The sequence below is a fragment of the Streptomyces sp. KR55 genome, assembly GCF_052245645.1.
In the GTDB taxonomy this organism is placed as follows: Bacteria; Actinomycetota; Actinomycetes; order Streptomycetales; family Streptomycetaceae; genus Streptomyces; species Streptomyces flavusporus.
The window spans coordinates 1-17,205 of the sequence record NZ_JBQQCE010000190.1 but is presented as its reverse complement, the minus strand read 5'-3'; the positions used below and the strand labels follow the sequence as shown (position 1 = coordinate 17,205).

12 protein-coding genes and 7 pseudogenes are annotated in these 17,205 nt (G+C 67.6%); 6 read left to right on the top strand and 13 right to left on the bottom strand.

The window, feature by feature from the left end:
* Window positions 1-104: pseudogene (locus tag ACTWQJ_RS26215) on the top strand (IS5 family transposase); the annotation flags it as partial.
* A 95-nt stretch (window positions 105-199) separates the two neighbouring features.
* A complete protein-coding gene (locus tag ACTWQJ_RS26210) occupies window positions 200-838 on the top strand; it encodes a TetR/AcrR family transcriptional regulator (RefSeq protein ID WP_443309018.1) in 639 nt (212 codons plus the stop codon).
* Window positions 839-854: 16 nt separating this feature from the next.
* On the opposite strand, the pseudogene ACTWQJ_RS26205 reads toward ACTWQJ_RS26210, so the two are convergent.
* From ACTWQJ_RS26205 to ACTWQJ_RS26160, 10 genes and pseudogenes are all read right to left on the bottom strand, one after another.
* A pseudogene (locus tag ACTWQJ_RS26205) lies at window positions 855-1,598 on the bottom strand (SDR family NAD(P)-dependent oxidoreductase); the annotation flags it as partial.
* Window positions 1,599-1,674: 76 nt separating this feature from the next.
* Window positions 1,675-1,998: pseudogene (locus ACTWQJ_RS26200) on the bottom strand (Dps family protein); the annotation flags it as partial.
* A 16-nt stretch (window positions 1,999-2,014) separates the two neighbouring features.
* Window positions 2,015-2,848, bottom strand: a complete 834-nt coding sequence (locus ACTWQJ_RS26195) for an SDR family NAD(P)-dependent oxidoreductase (RefSeq protein WP_443309017.1) — start codon at window positions 2,846-2,848, stop codon at window positions 2,015-2,017.
* A gap of 42 nt (window positions 2,849-2,890) precedes the next feature.
* Entirely contained in the window at window positions 2,891-3,739 is an 849-nt protein-coding gene (locus ACTWQJ_RS26190) for an oxidoreductase (RefSeq protein ID WP_443309016.1), read from the bottom strand.
* A gap of 33 nt (window positions 3,740-3,772) precedes the next feature.
* A pseudogene (locus ACTWQJ_RS26185) lies at window positions 3,773-4,632 on the bottom strand (aldo/keto reductase).
* Between the two features lie 69 nt (window positions 4,633-4,701).
* Window positions 4,702-5,049 carry an SsgA family sporulation/cell division regulator gene (locus ACTWQJ_RS26180; protein WP_443309019.1) on the bottom strand — a complete coding sequence of 116 codons (348 nt, stop codon included), beginning with the start codon at window positions 5,047-5,049 and terminating at the stop codon, window positions 4,702-4,704.
* Between the two features lie 246 nt (window positions 5,050-5,295).
* Window positions 5,296-5,595 (bottom strand): annotated as a pseudogene (locus ACTWQJ_RS26175) (XdhC family protein); the annotation flags it as partial.
* A 125-nt stretch (window positions 5,596-5,720) separates the two neighbouring features.
* Complete coding sequence (locus ACTWQJ_RS26170; protein WP_443309015.1) at window positions 5,721-6,320, bottom strand: Dps family protein; 600 nt, start codon at window positions 6,318-6,320, stop codon at window positions 5,721-5,723.
* Window positions 6,321-6,438: 118 nt separating this feature from the next.
* Window positions 6,439-7,245, bottom strand: coding sequence for an SDR family oxidoreductase (locus ACTWQJ_RS26165; RefSeq protein ID WP_443309014.1), 807 nt, complete (start codon window positions 7,243-7,245; stop codon window positions 6,439-6,441).
* Window positions 7,246-7,361: 116 nt separating this feature from the next.
* Window positions 7,362-7,778 carry a GlcG/HbpS family heme-binding protein gene (locus tag ACTWQJ_RS26160; protein WP_443309013.1) on the bottom strand — a complete coding sequence of 139 codons (417 nt, stop codon included), beginning with the start codon at window positions 7,776-7,778 and terminating at the stop codon, window positions 7,362-7,364.
* Window positions 7,779-8,642: 864 nt separating this feature from the next.
* Here ACTWQJ_RS26160 and ACTWQJ_RS26155 point away from each other — a divergent pair.
* The 4 genes and pseudogenes from ACTWQJ_RS26155 to ACTWQJ_RS26140 all read left to right on the top strand — a co-directional run bounded on the left by ACTWQJ_RS26155 (window position 8,643) and on the right by ACTWQJ_RS26140 (window position 13,680).
* A pseudogene (locus tag ACTWQJ_RS26155) lies at window positions 8,643-9,121 on the top strand (low temperature requirement protein A).
* Window positions 9,118-9,240 carry a hypothetical protein gene (locus tag ACTWQJ_RS26150; RefSeq protein ID WP_443309012.1) on the top strand — a complete coding sequence of 41 codons (123 nt, stop codon included), beginning with the start codon at window positions 9,118-9,120 and terminating at the stop codon, window positions 9,238-9,240. The pseudogene ACTWQJ_RS26155 and the gene ACTWQJ_RS26150 overlap by 4 nt, the downstream one beginning before the upstream one ends.
* A gap of 372 nt (window positions 9,241-9,612) precedes the next feature.
* Complete coding sequence (locus ACTWQJ_RS26145; protein WP_443309011.1) at window positions 9,613-10,638, top strand: alpha/beta hydrolase; 1,026 nt, start codon at window positions 9,613-9,615, stop codon at window positions 10,636-10,638.
* Window positions 10,639-10,860: 222 nt separating this feature from the next.
* Entirely contained in the window at window positions 10,861-13,680 is a 2,820-nt protein-coding gene (locus ACTWQJ_RS26140) for an AAA family ATPase (RefSeq protein WP_443309010.1), read from the top strand.
* 210 nt (window positions 13,681-13,890) lie between these two features.
* On the opposite strand, the pseudogene ACTWQJ_RS26135 reads toward ACTWQJ_RS26140, so the two are convergent.
* From ACTWQJ_RS26135 to ACTWQJ_RS26125, 3 genes and pseudogenes are all read right to left on the bottom strand, one after another.
* Window positions 13,891-13,995: pseudogene (locus tag ACTWQJ_RS26135) on the bottom strand (catalase); the annotation flags it as partial.
* 17 nt (window positions 13,996-14,012) lie between these two features.
* Window positions 14,013-15,473, bottom strand: a complete 1,461-nt coding sequence (locus ACTWQJ_RS26130) for an aldehyde dehydrogenase family protein (protein ID WP_443309009.1) — start codon at window positions 15,471-15,473, stop codon at window positions 14,013-14,015.
* A gap of 304 nt (window positions 15,474-15,777) precedes the next feature.
* Window positions 15,778-16,977 carry an XdhC family protein gene (locus tag ACTWQJ_RS26125; protein ID WP_443309008.1) on the bottom strand — a complete coding sequence of 400 codons (1,200 nt, stop codon included), beginning with the start codon at window positions 16,975-16,977 and terminating at the stop codon, window positions 15,778-15,780.
* Window positions 16,978-17,205 lie beyond the last annotated feature (228 nt).

Here is a 17,205-nt window from a genome sequence, read left to right as displayed (position 1 = left end):
TCCACCTCGCCATGACCGACCTGATGGCCCGCCGCCTCACCGGCGAAGCCACCATCTCCTGGCGCGACCCGACACCACGGGATCAAACACCAATTCCGGGATGAAACATCGGGAGAAAACGACCTCTGAGTCCTGCCGGACCGGTACCGCGCGCGGATCCGAGCCCTTCGGTGTTTTGCTGATTCCTTAAAATGCCCCTATGGCTTCCACCACTCGACGACGCTCCAGCGCGGCCGACCGACGGTCCGCCCTCGAAAAGCGGATCCTGTCCGTGATCGAGGAGCTGCTGCGCGATGGTGTGAGCTACACCGAGCTGAGCGTGGAGCAGATCGCCCACGCCGCGGGCATCTCGCGTTCCACCTTCTACTTGTACTTCCGCGACAAGGTGGATGTGCTGCTGCGGCTGAGCGGCTCCCTCAAAACGGAGAGCTTCGCGATAGCGGAGGCCTGGCGGCCCTGCGACCCCGAGGGCGGGCTCGACGGCCTGGCCCGGGCCTACGAGCTCATCCTGCGGCATTACCGCGAGCACGCGGCTCTGCTTTCCGCGATCAACGAAGTCGCCACGTACGACCTGGCGGTCCGGGAAGCATGGACTGCGGATCAGGACCGTTTCATCGACAACACAGTGACGGTGCTGAAGGAGGAGCAGCGGGCCGGACGGACACCTGAGGACATCGACCCGGAGCTCGCCGCGAGGATCATCGTCCAGGGAGGCAGTCAGGTCATCGCCCAGCAGATGTCCGGCAGCGAAAGGGACGACGCCGCGGTCGCGCGCGAGCTGGCAGCGGGTTACTGGTACGGCGTGTACCGCCGCTCCCCCGGAGCCAGTGCCGGCTAGCCAGGTTCGGAGGTGCCTACTGTGCCTTCGACCAGGCTCGGACGGTGTCTCCCGCATACTCCCAGAGTCTGTCCGCCGCTCCGAGGTCCAGGGCGTGGGCAGCGACGCCGCCTCCTTGCGCGTCGGCCGGTGCGACCTGCGCCTCCTGGTTGTCCTCGAAGTAGCGGCCGGTCACGGCATCGAGCAGCGGCGATGCGGCGAGCAGCACGGACGTCGCGGCACCCTGCGCAGGAGTCTTGTAGTGCGGCGGTGGGGTGAGGTTCCCGTCCTCGTCCATCACGCCGAACGCACGCATGGTGTCGTCGTCGAGATTGCGCTGGAGGTTGGTGAGGATGAACCCTGGATCGAGCGCATTGGCGATGATGCCGTCGACCGCCCAGCGAGGGGCGCCCACGGCGAACAGGACGTCGGCGGTCTTGGACTGCCCGTAGGCCACCCACCGGTCATAGGGACGCCGCTCGAAGTGCGGGTCGTCGAAGTCGAAGGACGCCCAGCGGTGGGCGCCGGAGCTGACGACCACGATGCGGGCGAAGCCCGCGTCACCCAGCGCAGTGTGCAGCGCGCCGGCCAGGGCGAAGTGCCCGAGGAAGTTGGTGGCGAGCTGCATCTCCCAGCCCGCGTCTGTGACGGTCCGCTCCGGAAGCGCCATGATCCCCGCGTTGGCCACGAGGATGTCGAGCGGCCCGCGCCAGGCCCGCGCGAACGCGTCCGCCGACGCCAGGTCTGCCAGGTCCAGCGCCGCGGTCCGCACGAGGCCCGCGGCGGGGACGTCGGCGAGTTCGCGTGTTCGTCACCCGCTCCCGCATCCGGGCAATGACCGAGGCCAAGGACTCCACGACTGCGGTCACTGCGTCGCTGTCCTGTACCCAACCAGCGGGGTAAACGGGCACGTTGCTGTCGGCAGCGATGGTTGCCGCCCGGCCGTCGGGCGTGATGCCGAGCGCAGCGGCCCTCTCGGCGACAGCGTCGGAGAACTCCCGGGCGCCCGTCACGACCTCGTCGAGCTGGAAATGAATGGAGCGAAAGCGTCGCCCGTACAGGCTCCAGTGCACCTGCTTGCCCGTCAGCGACGGATCCAGCAGGTCCACCAGGGCGCCCTGCAAGGCCTCGGCGATGACCTCGCGGTCGGCTTCCGGCAATGGGCTCGTAATGACAAACATGGCATGTCCTCCATCCTCAGGGGAGGGCTTCAGCCTTTTCAGGTGCTTTGCCGGAGCGGTGCAAGAGTTCGAAGGTGCGATGTGCGAGCCGGTGCCGGAAATCGGCGTCGAGGGTAATGGGGTTCGGCTGGACCGGTCGTCTCTCGTCCAGGTACTGGCCGGCCCACCTACCGGTGGACAGGGCGGCATTCACTACGTTGTGCGCTCCGTGCACGACCGAGTCACCGCCGATATCGAACATGGCGTGCAAGAGCTCGGTGCTGATGACTCCCGGGTGGAGACTTACAGTGTCCGGCTGCGGCGGGGCCGCTTGTTCAACCAGCCACCGAGCGTGCGCCACCAAGGCCAGCTTCGAGCGCGCGTACGCAGTCGTTGCGCTGTAGTGGGAGCGCTCGAGATTGAGGTCGTCCGGGTCGAGCGAAGCGGACAGTACATGGGTCGCCGAAGCGACATGTACTACTCGGCCGCCGGATGCAACGAGCAACGGGGTGAGACGTTCGGTGAGCAGCACGGCCGCCAGGTAGTTCGTCTGGAGAGTCGCTTCATTGCCGTCGTGGCTGAGCCGGCGTCGCGGTGCTCCCGGGCGGCCGGCGTTGTTGATGAGCACATCGACCCGATCCGTGATCTTCGAGATCTCGGAGGCGAGTGCGCGCACCATGGCCAGGCTGTCGAAGTCAGCGTGTACGTAATGCACCTCTCCTGGGCCGGCAGCGCGGAGCTCCTCCAGCTGCCCAGTGACTTCTTGTGGCCTTTGCGGGCCATGGAGGATCAATCGGGTCACCTGCGGCGCCAGCAGACGGGCGGCGGCTTGCCCGATGCCGCTGGTCGCGCCGGTGAGCACCACAGTCATGTCATGTGTTCTCAATCGAATCTCCGGTCGTTGTCGGTTCTCTCATGCGATCTGTTCGCCGTCGGGGTAGTCGGTGGACTTCGACAGCTCGCTCCACGCGGCTGTCTCGGCGTCGAAGGCGGAGCGGGCGTCGGCGACGAGCCGGAGCGCGTCGCTGCCGAGGATGAGGTGGGTCGGCGGGTTCTCGGCCTCGACGACGGCGAGCAGGGCGCGGCCGGCTTGGGCGGGGTTGCCGAGCTGGTGGCCGCTCATGGCGAGGCGGCGTTCGCGGGTCGCGGCGAAGATCTTGTCGTAGTCGGCGATGGTGCTCTCGACGCGGTGCATGGAGCGGCCGGCCCAGTCGGTGCGGAAGGAGCCGGGCTCGATGGCGGTGACATGAATGCCGAGCGGGGCAACTTCCTGGGCGAGCGTGGCGGCGATGCCCTCGACGGCGAACTTGGAGCCGTGATAGGCGGCCAGGCCGGGGAAGGCGCGCAGACCGCCCATGGAGGTCACGAACAGGATGTGACCGGCACGGCGCTCGCGCATCCGGGGCAGGACGGCTTGGGTGACCGCGACGACGCCGAAGACGTTGACGTCGAACTGGCGGCGGAAGGTGTCGAGGGAGGTCTCTTCGAAAGTGCCCTCGACCCCGTAGCCGGCGTTGTTGACGAGCACGTCGATGCGACCTACCTCTTCCTCGATCGCCGCGACGGTCGGCGCGATGGCATCGGTGTCGGTGACGTCGAGCACGCGGGCATGGGCGCGTCCCGGGGCGAGCTGCTCGAAGGCGGCGGCGTGGTCCGGGGTACGAACCGTGCCGACGACGGTGTGACCGGCCTCGAGGGCGGCGGTGGCGAAGGCACGGCCGAGGCCGCTGCTCACGCCGGTGATGAGGAACGCGCCGGGCATCTTCTCTCCGTTGGCGGTAGTGGCAGGTGAGCTTCAGTTCGCGGCGGCGAGCGCCTCGAAGTCCTCATCGGACAGCTGGACGGTCGCGGCCGCGATGTTGTCCTCCAGGTGCGCGACCGATGAGGTGCCGGGGATCGGCAGCATGACGGGCGAGCGCTTCAACAGCCAGGCGAGGGCGAGCCGGCCGGGGGTGTGTCCGGTGCGCTCGGCGATCTTCGCGAGGGGGCCGCCGCGCGCCGCGAGGGCGCCGGTCGCGAGCGGGTACCACGGGATGAAACCGATGCCGTTGGCCGTCGAATGGTCGAGCAGTTCCTCCGCCGAGCAGTTGGCCACGTTGTACGTGTTCTGCACGGTCGTGATCGGCGCGACCTTCTGCGCCGCCTGGAGGTCGGCGATGCTGACCTCGGACAGTCCGATATGGCGAATCTTGCCCTCGTCCTGCAGCTTCTTCAGCTCGCCCACCTGGTCCTCGAGCGGCACGGTGGGGTCGATGCGGTGCAGCTGGAAGAATCGATGCGCTCGACCCCCAAGTGCCGCAGGCTGAGCTCGGCCTGCTGACGCAGGTACTCGGGGCGGCCGAGCGGGGTCCAGAGGTCCGGTCCCTGCCGGCTCAGTCCCGCCTTCGTGGCGATGACAAGGTCGTCCCTGTACGGGTGCAGCGCCTTCTTGATGAGCTACTCGGCCACGAACGGTCCATAGCTGTCGGCCGTGTCGATGAAGTTCACGCCCAGCTCAGCGAGGCGGCGCAGCACACGCACCGCCTCGTCCGGGTCCTTCGGGTCGCCCCACACCCCCTTGCCGGTGAGCCGCATCGAACCGAATCCCAGGCGGTTCACCGTCAGGTCGGCGCCGATCGTGAACGATCCCGACGCCGCGGCGGTCAATGTCGTCATGTCGAACTCCACATCCGAAAGGTGCTCCTCGTCCTGGGAGGGGTCGGCAACGCTCGTCCAAGGGGGTGCTCAGGCATCGCCGAGCAGACGCTCCACGAACAGGTCCCAGTCGAACCCGTCCAGTTCCGTACCGGGTGGCACAAGGTCGTAGGTGCTCAGCAGCCAGGCCTCCAGCGTGGACAGGCTCACCTCGAACAGTGCCGTCATGCCGCGCGATTCAAGCTGCATGTACATCACGGGCCGGGGGTGAGCCGGTGAGGGCCACAGTCTTACGTCGCCCATGCCGGTGTGCCCCTGTGTGCCCTCGAAGAGCAGATCACGCGAGATGACCCAGGTCACGGTAGGGCCGTGGGGAGGACGTAGACAGACATCCACCGTCAGTGGATCGCCCGGGTCGTAATGGAAAGCGGCCCGCATCGGGAGACGCATCGACGGCCACAGGATCCGATGGACACGCATCGGCAGCGAGCTGATGTGATCGAGAGCCGGTCGGCCGGCCGTGCTCTCCGGTTGTTTGTCGGGCATGGCCCCTCCCTATTTTTCCTGAATGCGGTGGCACTGCCACAACCATGGCGCGGACCAGTCCTTGGGACATCGGTCATCTGACCAGATGTGTAAAGCCCAACAAGTCGGTCCGTTTCCCAATGCGACCCACTGGATCTGTCACATGACGCCGCAGGAGACAGCCGCGATGTCACGATGAATAGGTCCGCGCGTCCTTGTCAGGGACAGGCCCGAGCCGCCGTGGCGATCGGCGACGAGCTCGGCCACGATCGACAGGGCCGTCTCCTCAGGGGTGCGCGCGCCAAGGTCAAGGCCTATCGGTGAACGCAGTCGTGCCAGTTCCTGATCTGTCACACCTGCTTCGCGCAGGCGCCGCGTGCGATCCTCGTGGGTGCGCCGGGAACCCATGGCCCCGATACAGGCAACCGGCAGCTTCAGCGCCCGTTTCAGGAGCGGTATCAGTGGCTTACCGCGTTTCCGCAGGCCGAACGGGGTGGATTGGCAGGCACCACCGGTTGCGCCGGGCCGGCATGAAGTCGGATGGGGTGTTCTCCTAGGCCGTCCTTAACGGTTCTCCGCCCGCATCATCCAGGCGTGCTTTTCCAGGTCGTCGATGATCGCGTGAGGAGGTCGGCGGTCGGCGGATCTTCCGCGTCCACCTCGTCACGTGCCTGCCTGAGCGCCGCCGCTGTAGCACGGAGGCGGGTGTCGAGCAGGGAGGCCACGGTTGCCGTGTCCTGCTCTCCGCCGGGAAAGGCGGGAAGCGTCGTGGTCGCGGCGACCATGTCGGAACGTCCGTCCACGGCGGCGCCGAGTGCGCGTATGCGCTCGGCAACCGTATCGGCCGCCTCCCTGGCCGTGTCGACGATGTCGTCGAGTTGCAGATGCAGGTCACGGAAGTTGCGACCTACGACATTCCAGTGTGCCTGCTTGCCCTGCAGGTGCAGCTCGATCAGATCGACGAGCACCTGCTGAAGGGCGCCGGCCAAGGCCGGTGACGCGGTGATCAACGGAACGTCGTCCTCGCTCCGCCTTTTCGTCACGGTCGAGCCTATGGTTGTCACACTCTCTCCGTTCAACAGCCCAGGAGGCGCACCCGGCGCGGCGTCGACAGCGGCGGGATGCACCATCCGGGCATCCGGTGTGGGAAGTGCCCCCTGCCAGGGCATCAGGTGGGACGGCATGAGGGCCTTCCGGTCACCGCTGCGGATGTGGCAATCCGCACCGCGCCAGAAGGCCCTCAGCCGTTTCAAGGTGCCTCGGAGGAGATCCGCGTCAGGGCGATCTCCGTGGACGGAACACCTAGATGATCGCGTCCCAGGCCTCGGCCTGGCTCTTCTTCAGCATGTCCTCGACGAAGCCCGGCACCACGTTGCGGAACTTGCCCGTGTCGCTGGGCACGATCCGCACCATCGCGTCGATCATCTCGGTGGGGTCGAGGCGGCCTTCGTCAGTGCCGAGAAGAGAGTCGAACCCGGCCTGCACGTCGGCACGCTTGTTGAAGTTCTTCTCGTCGTCGAGCCACCTGAAGGCCGTCTCGGCCATGGTCTCGTTGAAGCCGGTCAGGTAGGCGCCCGGGTTGACCGTCTGCACCTTGATGTTGTACGGACGCAGCTCGTCCCGGAGCGCCTCCGCGAGGGCCTCGAGCGCGTGCTTGGTCGACACGTAGGGACCGAAGCCCGTCGGGGTGAACAGACCGCCCATCGAGGAGGTGAAAACCACCTTGCCCGGCCGGCCCTGGTCGATCCACTTGCGGACGAACTTCTGAGCGAGTGCGAGCGGGGCGAACACGTTCGTCTCGAAGTTCTTGCGCAGCAGCCCGACGGGGATCTCGCTGACCGGGCCGGCCTCACCGATGCCGGCGTTGCTGAACAGGACGTCGATGTCCCACTTCAGCGCGGCCTCGACGTCGTACGGGTCCAGGATGTCCAGCTTCTCGACCCGCAGGTTGTCCAGGCCGAGTTCGCGCGCCTTCAGCCGGAGCGCCGCGACCTGGGGGTAGATCTGGGCCGTGGCGATGACGTCGTGACCCTCCTTCGCCAGACCGATGGCCGCGCCCTCACCGAAACCCGATCCGGCACCCGTGACCAGAATCCGCTTACCGCTCATGATGATGCACATTCCTTTACTTGGTTTTTTGTATGTGGTGATTTTTTAGAAACCGATCTACAGGACCGGTTCATGGCACACCCCAGCCGGGCGGAAGCTCAGGCCGGGACGGAAACTCAGGCCGACGCGGCAGCGAGCGCGGCAGCCGCCGCCTGGGCGATCTCGGCATCCTGGGCGACCGACCCCCCGGACACACCCACGGCCCCGACGACCACGCCCTCGGCGTTGCGAATCGGCTTGCCGCCGGCGAAGACCACCAGTCCGCCGTTGCTGTTCTCCAGGCCGAACGACGTACCGCCCGGCTTGCAGTATTCGAAGAGCGCTTCGGAGTCCAGCTGGAACAGCGCCGACGTGCGCGCCTTCCCCATCGCGATGTCGGCCGAACCCAGCAGGGCACCGTCCATACGAACGAAGGTCTTGAGGTTCGCACCGGTATCGAACACCGCGATGTTCACGGGCAGCGCCATTTCCGCTGCCCTTCGCACACCGGCCGAGAGAACCCGCTGGGCCTCTTCGGTCGAAATGTCAGGCACTGCGACCAGCTCCTTACATGGTGTCTTCATTGCCGACCACTTTCGCCATTCAGGCGCTTGCCGTGAATTTCTGCTAACCGGTCGGCGTTCCCTTTCGACATCCATGCTTGGCCATGCCGGGCGTGGGGGTAATCCGTCATCCGACCATGCCGGAACGGGCTGTCAGCGGTTCCCATAGGTATGGTGCCCATGGCGGGGCAGGCAGACTTGACCCCCGCATAGGTATCGATTGGCACAAGCGGCACGCGGTTACCGGAAGGGATGAGGTGACCGCTTCAGGGTCATGTCGGGCGATCCGACGCCCGTCGACAAACGCGCCCGGCTGCCGACTCGGCCGGGAGCAGGGCTGGGACGATGGCTCAGACGCCCCGTGCTGCCGGATCGCCGGTCCGCCTTTTGAGGCCGCGGCGCGCAGTTCGTGGACGGGCGGGGTCCCCCCTGGCTCGCACCCGGTCGGCACGCCGATCTCACGAAGAAACGATCAGTTAATCTGGATGCCGCCGACTGCCAGGAGACCTTTGCCCTCAGCCACGGCGAGCAGGGTCAGGCGCGCTGCGGCGTTTCTGCCGCCCCTTCGATCACAGGATCCGCCACCGGGTGCCCCGGCGGACGGCTGTCCGCTCGTACCGATGGGGGAAAGCGAACCGCTCGTGAGAAGAACCGAACGGACCGGGATCTCTCTCGTTCCCAGACGGCTGTGGATTTCAGAGAGAACCCAGGGCCGTGTGACGTCGGCCGAGCTCTTCTTCGACTTGGTGTTCGTCTTCTTCGTCACTCAGGTCACCCACGCGGTGGGACCTGACGCGGTGCAGGTGCGCCTGCTGCTGACGCTTGCGATGACGGGCTTCTTCATCATGGGGCTGGGTGTGCTGGGCCACCGCTGTGCCCGTCCTCTACCTCTCGCCCTTCCTGGGTCGCATCCGCGGCTTCGTGCTCGAACCGCATCACTTCGTGGAGCGGCATGCGCTGCTCCTGCTGGTCGTACTGGGCGAGTCGGTGGTCGCCATCGGAATCGGCGCCCAAGGGTCGACCACCCACCCGGTGAATGCCCCCTTGGCGCTGGGCGTGGCGTTGGGGATCGCCGTGGCCTCGGCCTGTGGTGGGTGTACTTCGACGGGGACGAAGAGCGAGCCGACGAGGAGTTCGAGAAGGCCACCGAACACCGTCGCCAGACACTCGCCTACTACGCGTTCACCGGCGCGCACCTGGTGACGATCACCGGCATCATCCTGGTCGCGGCCAGGTTCAGCGACGCCATCCACCACTTCGACGGGCACGCAAACCGGTGGTGGCTGGGCTCCGGCACAGCGGAGATGAAGGCCGCCTCGACCCCACCGAGATGATCGACGCGATGGTGCGGATCGTGCCCGGCGACACGGGCAAGTTCCGCAACGTGGTGCTGGAGTTCGTCGAGAACATGCTGAAGCAGTCACAGACCGAGGCATGGGACATCACTCTCTAGGCGTACGCACCACCGTGTCACCACCCCGGTGACACCGACCCCCCCGCAGGCGCCCGGCCTGGCCTCTCCCAGCCGGGCGCCTGCCCGGCGACGGCCCGACCTGCGCGCCCGCCGGATCGCTGCACCACAGCGGGCGACGCCGGTCAGTACGACAGCCGTGCGCGGCAGCAGGCCCGCACTTCCCAGTCATGTGACCGATGCACTGGGGACTGCGCCGGTGCTTCCATCGCAGGTGATCTTCGCCTCCGCCGGTACCCAAGTGCGCCTCCACGGCTGCGCGGCGCAGGCGTACCGGGCGTTGAGCTTCCGAGTCCGACGCCACCACCGTAAAGGAGTGTGTGATGTCCGAACCATCTTCCAACTGCGGAACCGGTGCTCGAACCGGAAGCCCGCGCGTTCGCGGAAGCCACCGCAGAGCCGCCGTACCTCACAGATCTCGGGCCGGTGGAAGGCCGCAAAGCCATGCAGAGAATGCAGACGGCAGGGATGGCGGAAGCGGGACGGGCGGCAGAGGCGACACCTGCCGTGCAAGGGACGCACGGTGGGCAGGAAGGGCGGTCTTGGCAGGCTGGCATGCCCGAAGTGGACGAGAGGTGGATCGCGGTCTCGGGCGGACCGAACGGCAGTGTCGCGGTGCGCATCGTCCGTCCCAAGGGGGCCATCGGGGCATTGCCCGCCATCCTGTACCTCCACGGCCCGGGCTGGGTTTTCGGCAGCGCGTTGACCCATGACCGGCTGGTCCGTGACCTGGTGGTGGGCGCACAGGCCGTCGCGGTCTTCCCCGAGTACACGCTCTCCCCGGAGGTCCGTTACCCCGTCGCCCTGGAGGAGTGTTACGCGGTGGCCCGGTGGGTCGCGCGCCGAGGAGCCGACCACGGCATCGACCCGACGCGGCTGGCCGTCGCGGGGGACTCCGCGGGCGGCAATCTGAGTGCGGCCCTGACGCTGCTGGCAAAGGAGCGCGGGGACGTCAGTTTCGTCCAGCAGGTACTGTTCTACCCGGTCACCGATGCGAACTTCGACACCGGCTCGTACCGCCGTTTCGCTGACGGCTACTTCCTACGGCGGGAAGCGATGCGCTGGTTCTGGGACCAGTACGCGCCCGATGAGTCGCAGCGCACGCAGATCACTGCAAGCCCGCTGCGGGCGACCGAGGAGCAGCTCGCCGGACTGCCGCCGACGCTCGTCATCACCGCGGAGGCGGACGTCGTACGGGACGAGGGCGAGGCGTACGCGGCCAAGCTGCGTGCGGCAGGAGTGGCGGTAACCGCTACGCGGTACGAGGGCGTCATCCACGATTTCGTCGTGCTCACCCCGCTGTCGTCGACGTCTGCGGCACGCGGGGCGATCGCCCAAGCCATTCTCGTCCTGCGGCAGGCACTGGGCACGACCGGCTAACCCACCGCCGCAGCGCCCCACCGGCGTATGGCCGCCCAACCCTCCCTCCAAACAACCAAGTTGTCCCACTGACCCCAGTTGGACACCATGTCCAACGAAATGTCGTGCATACTGTCTGGGGTCCGCCTGGGTTTTTGCGGCCGTGCACAGAGTTACCTCTCCGAAACAAAGGATGACTCTGACGCATCCATGACCATGGCAAGCCTTGGAGTGCAGAGGAAAGTGATTGTGATCGGTGGTGGCTCAGCCAGGCACAGTGCGACGGGAACGCTGATCGGTCGGGACGGTGACCTCCGCCGGATCCGTGATCTGCTGCGTATCGGGGCGGGCGGCGGGGCGCTGCTGCTGGCCGGCGATGCCGGGGTGGGGAAGACGGCGGTGCTGGACGCGCTGGCGGGGGCCGCGGAGGCGGAAGGCATCCGGGTCCTCCGCGCCGCCGGCGTGGAGTTCGAGGCAGACTGCAGCTACTCGGGCCTCAATCAGATCCTTTTCCCGTTCCTGGACACCCTGGACGACCTCGACTTGCCTTTCCGTGACGCCCTCCGCGTGGCGCTCGGCTTCGACAGCGGTCGGCCGCCGGAGCGGCTCCTCGTCTCCAACGCTGTACTGCGACTCCTCCAGACGGTCGCCGCCGGGGATCCGCTTCTGATCATCATCGATGACCTGCCCTGGGTCGACCGGGCGAGCACCGCCGTGCTGGGCTTCGTCGCCCGGCGGGTGGCCGGCGTCGGGGTGAGCATGCTCGCCGCAGCGCGCCCCGGCGCTCATAGCCTCTCCGAGGGCGGCGCACTGCCCACGTACGAGCTGCCACCGCTCGACGCGGAGTCGGCGGCTCAGTTGATCGGTAGCAAGTTCCCCGTCCTCGCGCGCAATGTGCGCCAACACCTTCTGGCTGTGGCGGGCGGCAATCCCCTGGCGCTGCTGGAACTACCGACAGCACTGCAGCCGGCGCTGGCTGACCCGCCCGCCGTGCTCCCACTCAGCCGGCGCCTGGAGACGCTGTTCGGCTCCCGCGTGACTGGGCTGCCCATGCCGTCCCAGAGTCTGCTGCTGCTCGCGGCGCTGGAAGGGAGCGGCGACCTGGGTGTGCTGCAGGCGGCCTCGCGGCAGGCGAACGACGGATACAGCCTGGACGATCTCGCGCCCGCCGAGCGTGACCAACTGGTGCACATCGAGGACAGGACGCGGCGCCTGAGGTTTCGCCACCCGCTGATCCGCTCCGCCGTGGTGGGCAACTCGACCAGCAGCGAACGACGCGCAGCACACGGGGCGCTCGCCCAGGTCCTCGTCGACCAGCCCGAGCGCCGCGCCTGGCACCTGGGTGAGGCGACCCTGGAACCCGACGAGGAGGTTGCCGCCCTGCTGGAGCACGCAGCGTGCCTCACCCTGCGTCGTGGTGACGCGAACGGCGGGATGCGGACGCTTGTCCGGGCTGCAGTCCTCACCCCCCAGGGACCAAACCGCAGCCGCCGCCTCGCGGAGGCGGCCTACCTTGGCGCTGAGTCCACCGGCGCGCTTCACAGTGCTCGCAAGCTCCTGGACGACGCCAGGTCCGCTTCCCCGGAGCTCGACGAAGGCTCGCTGCACTTCGCCACAGCAGCGGCGCTGCTCGACCTCAACAGCGACGGTGATGTCGACACTGCTCACCGACTGCTGGTCGCCGTCGTCGAGTCCGCGGCCGAGACCCACAGGTATGACGCCCGCAACAAGGCGCTCGTCGACGCGCTTCACATGCTGGCGGTGCTCTGCTTCTTCGGTGCCCGGCATGAGCTGTGGCAGCCCTACTACCGGGTGTTGGAACGGCTGCAGCCGGAGCCCCCGGTCTTCCTGTCCGCACTGGGTAGGACGTTCTCCGACCCAGCGCGCACCGGCGCGGCGGCGTCCGGGGAACTCGACCTGCTCGTCGCGAGCCTTCCCGGGGAGACCGACCCCATCCAGATCAACCGCGTCGGCACGGCGGCCCTCTACCTCGACCGGCTCGGCGAAGTCCGCGAAGCGGCGTGGCGGGTGGTGCGCACGGGACGCGACGGCGGTGCGGCAAGGCGATACCTGTCCGCTCTGATCCACCTGTGCTTGGACGACTACCTCACCGGCATGTGGGACGAGGCACTCGACCTCGCCGACGAGGGACTCCAAATCTGCCAAGACCACGGATACAGCGCCTTCGCCTGGTACTTCCATTACGTCAAGTCCATCGTGCTGGGCGCTCGCGGGCATGCGGACGAGAGCCTTGCGACGGCCCACCGCGTAATCAACTGGGCCGTCCCCCGCGGAGCGCACTGCGCCGCGCACTATGCGCACCATGCGGCTGCGGTGGCAGCCCTGGGACTCGGCGACTTCTCGCTGGCCTACGAGCACGCGAATGCCGTCAGCCCCGCCGGGAACCTCGCGTCGCACACCCCGCATGCCCTATGGGTGGCGATGGACCTGGTGGAGGCCGCCATCCGGACCAACAGGCCCGAGGATGCGGCCGAGCACGTACGTGCCATGCGGGAGGCACACACGGCCGCCGTGTCCTCCCGACACGCCATGCTGATGGACGCGTCGGCCGCCCTGTGCACCACCGACGACGAGGAGGCGCTACGGCTGTTCGCGCAGGCGTTGGCGACTCCCGCAGCCGAGCGATGGCGCTTCGACTTCGCACGCGTCCAACTCGCCCACGGGGAGCGATTGCGGCGGGTCAGGGCGACGGCCGAGTCCCGGAAGCCGCTGCGCGCGGCGCTGGCAACATTCGAGCACCTGGGAGCGCGGCCGTGGGCCGAACGTGCAGAGAAGGAGCTGCGAGCCGCGGGCTGGAGCAGGCGGGGTTCAGGTGAATCGAAGGCACACACGCTCACGCCCCAGGAGCTGGAGATCGCCCGGCTCGCGGCCTCCGGTCTGACCAACAAGCAGATCGCCGAGCGCCTGTTCCTCTCTCATCGGACCGTGGGCGCGCATCTGTACCAGGCCTATCCGAAGCTGGGCATCACGTCGCGCGCCATGCTGCGCGACGCACTCGACTCCGAGGCCACGAGCCGGCGCACCGGCGCTGCCGACGGCTGAAGCCTCCGCCCGCTGAACCCGCGGCGGGGCCAAATGAAGATCGAAGTGATCCAACGGGCTGCCGACGTGCTGTTCGACGTTCCGGACGACGCGTACTACAGCTCCGCCGTCTCTCCGTCGATCCGCGCCACAACCCGGACATCGAGCGGGCCCACTGAAGATGCCGCGCAGGCCATGCCCCACAGCGGCTTCCGGCACCTCATGGTCCTTGGCGTCCTTGATGAAGAACACCGGGGTGTTGTTGCCGACGAGGTCGTAATTGCCGTCCTCAGTGTAGAACTTCAGCGCGAAGCCCCGCGGTTCGCGGACGGCGTCCCATCAGCGTTGCCATCTCAGTCTTGCCATTTCCCGATGGGATCCCGCGTCGGTCGGCAGCGGCCCAGCACGACCTTGGTCTCCAGGTATTCCTGCATGCACTCGGGGCCCCATTCGCGGCCGTTGCCGGACTCCTTGCAGCCGCCCAAGGGCGCGGTCCAGTCGAAATCGGCGTTGTTGACGATCACGTAGCCGGCTTCGATACGGGAACCGACGTCCGCGGCGTCCGCCGGATCGCCGCCGGTGACGTAACCGGCAAGGCCGTACCGGATGTCGTTGGCGATCTCGACAGCCTCATCCACCGTGTCGTAGGTGATGATCGACATCACCGGCCCGAGGATCTCTTCCTGGGCGATGGTCATGTCGTTGGTGACCCCGGTGAAGACAGTGGGCCTGACGAAGTGCCCCCGCTCCAGGCCATGCGGCTTGCCGAGGCCACCGGTGACCAGGTGGGCTCCCTCGTCCAGGCCGGCCTGGATGTAGTGCTGGACGGTCTGCCACTGCTCGGCGGAGATCAGCGGGCCCATGTCGATGTCGTCTGCGCGCGGGTCGCCGATCCTGATGGACTCGATCCGCGGGAGCAGCACGGACAGGAACTCCTCCAGCCGCTCGCGCGGCACCAGGGTCCGGCTCGGCGCACTGCAGATCTGGCCGGTGTTGGCTATCAGCCAGGTGAGCGCTGTGCCGGCCGCGACGTCCATGTCCGCATCGGGCATGATCACCTGCGGAGACCTGCCGCCGAGTTCGGTGGCCACGCGCTTGGCGCTCCGGCCGGCAGCGGCATTCACCTGGAGCGCGGTCTCACCCGAGCCGGTGAAGGACACCAGGGCGACGTCGGGGTGCGACGCGAGTGCATTTCCGATCATCGAGCCGCGACCAGTGACGAGGTTGAAGACGCCTGCGGGGACTCCGGCGGCCTCCAGGATCTCGGCCAGGACGACAGCCGAGTACGGGGCCAGCTGGGCCGGCTTGAGGACGACGGTGCAGCCCGCCGCGAGCGCCGAGGCGGTCTTGCCGGCCGGCTGGAGGGCGGGGAAGTTCCAAGGAGTGATCAGAGCGGCCACGCCGATGGGTTCCTTGCGGATGTGGGTGGTGCTGCGCTCTTCGGTAAACGCAAACGTCTTGAGCACCTGGGCGGCTGCCCGGAACTGGATGAGTCCGGCGGCGACGTGCCTGGAGCGGGACAGCGGCAGCGGACAGCCCAGCTCTGCGGTGACAGCCTGGGCCATGTCCTCGGCGCGCTGCTCGTACTCGTCGGCGATCCGATCCAGCAGATCTATGCGCTCCTGGCGGGTGGTCCGCGAGAATGCGGGGAATGCGCGGTTGGCCGCGGCTACCGCCAGGTCGACGTCGGCCTCGCCACCGAGTGCCACCCGTCCGGACACCTCGCCGGTGGCAGGGTCGGTCAGATCGATGACCGTGCCGTCGAGGGGCTCGCGCCAGGCGCCGTCGATGTACAGCTCGGTGTACTCACGCATGGTGTCTCCGTTGGATGCGCAGTTCTTCGCCACACAGACGACCATGTGGCGGAGGCGGCCTTTCGTGTACGAAGGCTCCTTGCGGAATCCATCGTCGTGACGGAGAGACCTGGCATACAGGGAGATCTTTTCCTGGGAAGCTGTCCCTAGGAAAGCCAGTACCAGGCACGCGCAGACCGCTTCCGAGCAGCTGGGGAGAGCTTCGTGGCCGCCTGCCGGCCTCGGTGTCACATCAGCCGTCCACCGGAGCCAGGCATCGAACGGGCGTTCCTTCTGCGCATTGCGCAGTGCTGGTGTGGATGTGTCATCTGACGGATGCGCTGTCGTCGAGAAGACGAGGAGCGGCAGTCGGCATTGGCTGCTCTCGCACGGCGCAACCGGAGAGGGAAGCCGTGTCATGGTGAATGGGAGTGCGTGTACTGGCCAGTGGTAGGCCTGAGCCGCCCTGTCGATCGGCGACGATCTCGGCAACGATCGACAGGGCCGTCTCCTCGGGCGTGCCCGCGCCGAGGTCAAGGCCGATAGGTGAACGCAACCGGGCCAGCTGGTGATCGGTTACCCCTGCTGCGCGCAGGCGCTGTATGCGGTCCTCGTGGGTGCTCCGAGACCCCATGGCCCCGACATAGGCAACCGGCAGCTTCAGCGCTCGTTGCAGGAACGGTATGTCGAACTTGGCATCGTGCGTGAGCACACACAGCACCGTTCGGTTGTCGAGCCGAGTGGCTGCCAGGTAGCGGTGAGGCCAGTCGACGACCACTTCGTCCGCCTCCGGGAAACGCGCCTCGGTCGCGAATACCGGTCGGGCATCGCAGACGGTTACGTGGTAGCCGAGGAATTTGCCGAGCCGTACCAGAGCTGCCGCGAAGTCGATCGCTCCGAAGACGATCAAGCGGGGGGCCGGGACACTGGATTCGACCAGCAGTGTCAGCGGGCGACCGCAGTAGGACCCCTCCTCGCCGATCACGACTGTCCCGGTGCGCCCGAGTTCCAGCATTGCTCGAGCCCTGGCTGCTGCGGTGCGATCCAGCTGGGGCTGGTCGCCGAGCCTGCCCTCATACGACCCGTCGGAGTGGACTGTCAGCCCGCGACCGAGCCGTTCGGCCGGCCCGTCGACAACACGAGCCAGCGCAACCGTCTCCTGTGAGCGTGCGGCGGACAACGCGGCAGCGAAGACGTCCCGGTCCGGATCACCGGCACGGACAGGCGTGACCAGGATGTCGATGACCCCGCCACACGTGAGGCCGACGGCGAAGGCGTCCTCGTCGCTGTACCCGAACTGCTGCAGGACGGTCTCACCGTCTTGCAGCGCCTGCTGACACAGGTCGTACACCGCGCCTTCCACACAACCGCCGGAGACCGAGCCGACGGCCGTTCCATCGCCGTCCACGGCAAGGGCAGCACCAGGCGCACGGGGTGCGCTACCGCTGACCGCGACCACGGTGGCGACGGCGAAGTCACGGCCTTGCTCAAGCAACTGGCACAGCTCTCGTGCGATGTCCAGCATGGGTTTCTCCCCGGACTACGGCGTTGCGATACGGCGCCGGACGGTGGCGCCGGCGACGAGACCGGCTCCGCGGCTCATCAGCCGCGGAGCCGGTCTCTCAGAGCATGAGTCGGTCGATGGTGATCGGGAGGGAGCGGATGCGGCGGCCGGTGGCGTGGAAGACGGCGTTGCCGATGGCCGCGGCCAGGCCGACCAGGCCGACTTCGCCGACTCCCTTGGTGCCCACCG

Excerpts from the sequence above, each read along its gene's own strand:
- ACTWQJ_RS26210 (WP_443309018.1), top strand. The coding sequence starts at position 200 with ATGGCTTCCACCACTCGACGACGCTCCAGCGCGGCCGACCGACGGTCC.
- ACTWQJ_RS26195 (WP_443309017.1), bottom strand. The coding sequence starts at position 2,848 with ATGACTGTGGTGCTCACCGGCGCGACCAGCGGCATCGGGCAAGCCGCC.
- ACTWQJ_RS26190 (WP_443309016.1), bottom strand. The coding sequence starts at position 3,739 with ATGCCCGGCGCGTTCCTCATCACCGGCGTGAGCAGCGGCCTCGGCCGT.
- ACTWQJ_RS26180 (WP_443309019.1), bottom strand. The coding sequence starts at position 5,049 with ATGCGGGCCGCTTTCCATTACGACCCGGGCGATCCACTGACGGTGGAT.
- ACTWQJ_RS26170 (WP_443309015.1), bottom strand. The coding sequence starts at position 6,320 with ATGCCGTCCCACCTGATGCCCTGGCAGGGGGCACTTCCCACACCGGAT.
- ACTWQJ_RS26165 (WP_443309014.1), bottom strand. The coding sequence starts at position 7,245 with ATGAGCGGTAAGCGGATTCTGGTCACGGGTGCCGGATCGGGTTTCGGT.
- ACTWQJ_RS26150 (WP_443309012.1), top strand. The coding sequence starts at position 9,118 with ATGATCGACGCGATGGTGCGGATCGTGCCCGGCGACACGGGCAAGTTC.
- ACTWQJ_RS26130 (WP_443309009.1), bottom strand. The coding sequence starts at position 15,473 with ATGCGTGAGTACACCGAGCTGTACATCGACGGCGCCTGGCGCGAGCCC.
- ACTWQJ_RS26125 (WP_443309008.1), bottom strand. The coding sequence starts at position 16,977 with ATGCTGGACATCGCACGAGAGCTGTGCCAGTTGCTTGAGCAAGGCCGT.